Origin of the sequence: Curtobacterium sp. B8 (assembly GCF_000333315.1) — a bacterium.
Lineage (GTDB): Bacteria > Actinomycetota > Actinomycetes > Actinomycetales > Microbacteriaceae > Curtobacterium > Curtobacterium luteum.
Genome location: NZ_BACW01000620.1, coordinates 1 through 5555, shown reverse-complemented (window position 1 = coordinate 5555; position 5555 = coordinate 1). Strand labels below are relative to the sequence as shown.

Here is a 5555-nt window from a genome sequence, read left to right as displayed (position 1 = left end):
AGCAGGACCTGTCCGGTCGCGCTCGACAGCCGCTCGTCGAGCGCCGCGCGGAGGACGTCGGGGTGGTCCCGCAGCGCGCCGTCCGGGACACGGAGCGACGTCCCGACCGCGCCCGGGTGCAACGCCGCCGACGCCGTCCGGAACTCCTCGTCACGCCGCGCCGCGAGGTCGCCGGGGCCGACGGTGGGGGAGTCCGGGTGGGAGCGCTCGCCGCGGCTGACGAGCAGGACCTCGACCGGCACGGCCCGCGCAGCTGCGGTCGCGACGAGGCCACCGGCGCCGAGCGTCTCGTCGTCGGGGTGCGGCGCGACGACGACGACCGAGGCGAACCCGTCGAGGGCGACGTCCTGCGGCGTCAGCGCGTCGAGGAGGGTCGTCCACCGCTGCGGGTCGGTCCCGGGCTCCCGGTGGTCGAAGGTCACCATGCGACACCGCCGCGTTCGAGCACCATCCGGCCGGCTCGGGCGAGGTCGCGGGCGCCGTGGTCCTGCAGCACGTACAGCTCGAGGTCGGCCACCCGCGCAGCGACCGCGGGGTCGGCCGTGAGCGGTGCGGGGCCGATCGTCGCCACGACCCGGTGCCGGACCGCGTCGACAGCACGGCGGACCCGGGCGCGGACGGCCTGCGCCTCGAACGCCCAGTCCGTCCCGGGGCGATCGGCGTCGATGCGGGCCGCTGCGTCCGCGAGCGCGTCCTCCGCACCGGCGAGGTCGGCGACCGTCGCGCCGAGTGCGGCCTGCAGCAGTTCGGACCCCGGTCGGGACGCCGCGAGCGACCGCAGCACCCGGGCGAGGCCGACGGCGCCGCCCCACCAGCAGGCCGCGACGCCGATCCCGCCCCAGGCGAACCCCGGGCGTCGGAGGTACCAGCCCGGCTCGCCGACGAGCGAGCCCGGGACGCCGTCGAGGTCGACCGGTCCGCTCGGGACGTCCGGCATGCCGCGGGCCACCCAGACGTCGTCGTGCGCGGTCACGCCCGCGTGCCGGAGGTCGACCGCGACCAGGACCCGCTCGTCCCCGGCGTGCGCGGTGACGAGCGCGTGGCTCAGCGTCGACGCGAGCGAGCACCACGGCTTCGTCCCGCTCAGTCGGACGGTCCCGTCGCCCGTCGCGTGGGCGTCGACACGGAGCCCGGGCGCCTCGGCGGCGAACACGCCCCAGGTCGAGCCGTCGGGCACGGGGACACCGGCCTGGTCGAGGACACTGCGGGCGTCGAGGTGCGGCTCGACGGTGCGACGTCGACCGCCGCGAGCGCGGCGAGCGTGGCGAAGACGGGTCCGGCCGTGCCCGCGGACAGCGTCGGCGTGGTGGCGGCGACCGCCTGCGCGACGGCCAGCCGTTCCGCCGGGGTCGCACCGTGCCTCCCGGCCGGTCCGACCGCGTCGTCGACGTCGACGGCACGCGCAGCCGCGGACCATGCGGAGGAGTGCAGCATGCGGTCACCGTACGGAGCGTTCCCCGGGCGGCCGCCCGGGTCCGCGTTATCCGTCTCATCCGTGATCCACAGAACGCGCATCGGTCCGTCTCAGACCGCTCATAGGAAACGCTCGATACTCGAAGAGGTGACCATCTCCCAGCCCGCAGCAGCACCGCGCCTCACACGTGCCGACGGAACCCCGTTGCGCATCCTCGTCGTCGACGACGAGGCCAGCCTCACCGACCTGTTGTCCATGGCGCTCCGCTACGAGGGCTGGGACGTCAAGAGCGCGAACGGCGGACAGGACGCCCTGAGCACGGCGCGCGAGTGGAAGCCCGACGCGATGGTGCTCGACGTGATGATGCCCGACCTCGACGGGCTGCAGGTGCTCAGCCGCCTGCGCCAGAACAACGACGACACCCCGGTGCTCTTCCTCACGGCGAAGGACTCCGTCGAGGACCGCGTCACCGGGCTCACGGCCGGCGGCGACGACTACGTGACGAAGCCGTTCTCCCTGGAGGAGGTCGTGGCACGCCTGCGCGGGCTCATCCGTCGTTCGCAGATCTCGATCTCCGAGGCCGGCGACTCCCGCATCGTCGTGGGCGACCTGGTGCTCGACGAGGAGTCCTACGAGGTCTCGCGAGCCGGCCGCCCGATCGAGCTCACCGCGACGGAGTTCGAGCTCCTCCGCTTCCTCATGCGGAACCCCCGCCGCGTGCTGTCGAAGGCGCAGATCCTCGACCGCGTGTGGTCGTACGACTTCGGCGGCAAGAGCTCCGTCGTCGAGATCTACATCTCGTACCTGCGCAAGAAGATCGACGCGGGGGAGACCCCCATGATCCACACCGTGCGCGGTGTCGGGTACGTCATCAAGCCCACGTCCTGAGGGGCAGCGCAGTGACGCTCCGTCGCCGGCTGGTGCTCAGCATCGTCGCACTCGTGGTGGCCGTGAGTGCGGTGATCGGTGCGGGCAGCATCATCGCCCTGGCGTCCATCCAGACCGGCACGATCGACTCCCAGCTGTCCAAGGCCACCGACCGCGCGAGCACGAAGTTCGGCGAGGGCCAGCAGCAGCCGGGCGGCCAGCGTCCGAACGACGACGCCCTCGCACCGCTCGGCCAGGCCGCGGGGACGTTGACCGCCTACTACGGTTCGGGTGGCATCGCGGCCGGAATCGTCATCAACGAGGACAGCTCCCGGTCGCAGCTGACCGCGGACGAACTGCAGCGCCTCGGGCAGGTCAAGGTCGGCGTGGACCCGGCGACGCTCGACCTCGGTGGCACCCTCGGGAAGTACCGGATCGCCGCGGTCCAGGTCGACAACCCCGCGCTCGGCAACGCCGTCCTCGTGGTCGGGCTGCCGATGTCGCCGGTGTACGAGAGCGTCTGGTCACTGCTGCTCGTCGTCGTCGTCGTGGTGGGTGCCGCACTGGTCGCCGGGTCCGTCGTCGCCGCGGTGGTCGTCCGGCGCGCGCTGCGGCCGCTCGAACGGGTCGCCGAGACCGCCTCGGCCGTCGCCCGGATGCCCCTCGAGCGCAGCGACGCCCTGCAGGACGTCCGGGTGCCCGACGCCGATCCCCGGACCGAGGTCGGTCGCGTCGGAGCCGCGTTCAACCGCATGCTCGGGCACATCGGCGGCGCGATGCAGGCACGGGAGCGCTCGGAGCAGAAGGTCCGGCAGTTCGTCGCGGACGCCTCCCACGAGCTCCGCACACCGCTCGCCTCGGTGCGCGGCTATGCCGAGCTCACCCGACGCATGGGCGCGGACCTGCCGGAGGACGTCGTCTACGCGATGAGCCGCATCGAGTCGGAGTCGAAGCGGATGACGAGCATGGTCGAGGACCTGCTCCTCCTCGCCCGGCTCGACGAGGGTCGGGAGATCCAGCTCGACGACGTGGACCTCACCGGGCTCGTCCTCGACGCGGTGAACGACGCCCATGCGGCCTCGCCCGGTCACGTGATCGAGGTCGACGTGCCGTCGGAACCGGTCGAGGTCCTCGGCGACGCGGCGCGGTTGCACCAGGTGATCGTGAACCTCGTGACGAACGCGCGGACCCACACGCCCGAGGGCACCCGCATCACGGTCGGGATCGCCCGGAGCGGCGACGGCGTGGACCTCACCGTCCGCGACACCGGCCAGGGCATCGACCCCGAGTTCCTCCCGAAGCTGTTCGAGCGGTTCGCCCGCGCGGACAGTTCGCGGTCCCGCACGGTGGGGTCGACCGGCCTCGGGCTCGCCATCGTCGACGCGGTCGTGCAGGCGCACGGCGGGCGGGTCGAGGTGACGAGCGAGCCGGGCGACACCGTGTTCACGGTGCACCTGCCGGTCTCGCCGCCGTCGGCGGCTGCCGAGTGGTCGGAGACGCCCGAGGCCGCTCCCGCGACCAGTTGACGGACGGGAGGCGCGGTGCGGGCCCGCCCCGCGCCTCCAGACCGGTGTTTGGTGTCGTCCGCAACCTCTGCTACGCTGCTCGAAGCCAAAGACCGTCGGTTCTTGTTGCGCTCGCGCAGCAAGCGAAGGTCCTCACCGAGTGAGGCAGCCCGCGCAGGTGTTCCGAACCACTCCACCCGCTCGCGGGGGAGCAGCTCCGAGCCTCTGCGCCGGAGCTTTTTTCATGTGGTGAGGGTCGTGCTTGTCACGACCATCGACCTGGGGCTGCCGGCAAGAAACCCCAAGGAGAACCATGGCGAACAAGGAAGCTGCGGTCGCCGAGCTCACGGAAGCATTCCAGAGCTCGAACGCCGTTCTGCTCACCGAGTACCGCGGTCTCACGGTCGCGCAGCTCAAGGAGCTCCGCAACTCGATCCGTGAGCACGCCACGTACGCCGTGGTGAAGAACACGCTGACCAAGATCGCGGCGAACAACGCCGGCATCTCGTCGTTCGACGACGAGCTCGCCGGTCCGTCCGCTCTCGCCTTCGTCCACGGTGACACCGTCGCCGTCGCGAAGTCGCTGCGTGCATTCGCCAAGGCGAACCCCCAGCTCGTGGTGAAGGGCGGTTACTTCGACGGTAACCCGCTCACCGCGACCGAGGTGGACAAGCTCGCCGACCTCGAGTCCCGTGAAGTCCTGCTCGGCAAGCTCGCCGGCGCCTTCAAGGCCTCGCTGTTCGGTGCTGCGTACCTGTTCCAGGCACCCCTCTCGCAGGCCGTCCGCACCGTGGACGCCCTCCGCGAGAAGCAGGAGTCCGCGGCCTGATCGGGCACGCGTTCCACAACCACACGTACTAGCTAGTAGTAGGAGAAAATCATGGCGAAGCTTTCGCAGGACGAGCTCATCGAGGCCTTCAAGGAGCTCACGCTCATCGAGCTCTCGGACTTCGTGAAGAAGTTCGAAGAGGTCTTCGAGGTCACCGCTGCTGCCCCCGTCGCGGTCGCCGCGGCCGGTGGCGCTGCTGCCCCCGCCGAGGAGGTCGAGGAGAAGACCGAGTTCGACGTCGTGCTCAAGTCGGCCGGTGACAAGAAGATCCAGGTCATCAAGGAGGTCCGTGGCCTCACGTCGCTCGGCCTCGGCGAGGCCAAGGCGCTCGTGGAGACCCCCGACGCCAAGGTGCTCGAGGGCGTCAACAAGGAGACCGCTGACAAGGCGAAGGAGACCCTCGAGGCCGCCGGCGCCACGGTCGAGGTCGCGTAACTCCCGACCTATCAGGTCTGAAGGCCGTCGTCCCTCCGGGGGCGGCGGCCTTCGTCGTGCGCGGGGGCGCGGGGCGGCGCGGCGGGGCCGAGTCTCGCGCTCAGCGACAGTTCTCGCGTGCAGATGCGCGAGAACTGTCGCTCACCACGAGTCTCGTGCGCGGCCGCCCGAGACTCGTGGTGGTCAGAAGTGCACGCGGTGCTGCCGGAACAGTGCCCGGAGGCGGTCGGGGTCGACGAGGTGCCACCACGTCGGACGCACGACGGTCCGGACCGCGGTGAACGCACGGAGCCGGTCTTCGCGGACCTTCTCGTGCCAGAGTGCTTCATCGGGACTCCGGGCGCCGAGCACCTCGCGGTCGACGTACTTCTGCTTGCCGTCGAACTCCACGACCACTCCGAGCTCCTCGAACCAGAAGTCGACCCGGTCCGTGCGGCCGTCGGCGGAGCGGAACTCGTGCTGCGCGACGGGACGGGGGAGTCCGATCTCGACCATCCGGATCGCC

Annotated in this window: 6 protein-coding genes and 1 pseudogene; 4 read left to right on the top strand and 3 right to left on the bottom strand. The window is 71.4% G+C overall.

The window, feature by feature from the left end; all coding sequences use genetic code 11:
• On the bottom strand, positions 1 to 425 hold a 425-nt coding region (locus I59_RS23015), incomplete at its 3' end, for a PIG-L deacetylase family protein (protein WP_022904855.1).
• Complete coding sequence (locus I59_RS23010; protein WP_049976617.1) at positions 419 to 1177, bottom strand: hypothetical protein; 759 nt, start codon at positions 1175 to 1177, stop codon at positions 419 to 421. The genes I59_RS23010 and I59_RS23015, both read right to left, overlap by 7 nt.
• 384 nt (positions 1178 to 1561) lie before the next feature.
• Here I59_RS23010 and I59_RS16725 point away from each other — a divergent pair, with 384 nt between their 5' ends.
• The 4 genes from I59_RS16725 (at position 1562) to rplL (ending at position 5050) form a co-directional block, all read left to right on the top strand.
• Entirely contained in the window at positions 1562 to 2302 is a 741-nt protein-coding gene (locus I59_RS16725; RefSeq protein ID WP_031274250.1) for a response regulator transcription factor, read from the top strand.
• 11 nt (positions 2303 to 2313) lie between these two features.
• Positions 2314 to 3807, top strand: coding sequence for a cell wall metabolism sensor histidine kinase WalK (locus tag I59_RS16720; protein WP_022904853.1), 1494 nt, complete (start codon positions 2314 to 2316; stop codon positions 3805 to 3807).
• Positions 3808 to 4099: 292 nt separating this feature from the next.
• A complete protein-coding gene (gene rplJ / locus I59_RS16715) occupies positions 4100 to 4615 on the top strand; it encodes a 50S ribosomal protein L10 (RefSeq protein WP_022904852.1) in 516 nt (171 codons plus the stop codon).
• A 51-nt stretch (positions 4616 to 4666) separates the two neighbouring features.
• A complete protein-coding gene (gene rplL, locus I59_RS16710) occupies positions 4667 to 5050 on the top strand; it encodes a 50S ribosomal protein L7/L12 (protein WP_022904851.1) in 384 nt (127 codons plus the stop codon).
• 183 nt (positions 5051 to 5233) lie between these two features.
• Here rplL and I59_RS23005 read toward each other — a convergent pair.
• Positions 5234 to 5555: pseudogene (locus I59_RS23005) on the bottom strand (hypothetical protein); the annotation flags it as partial.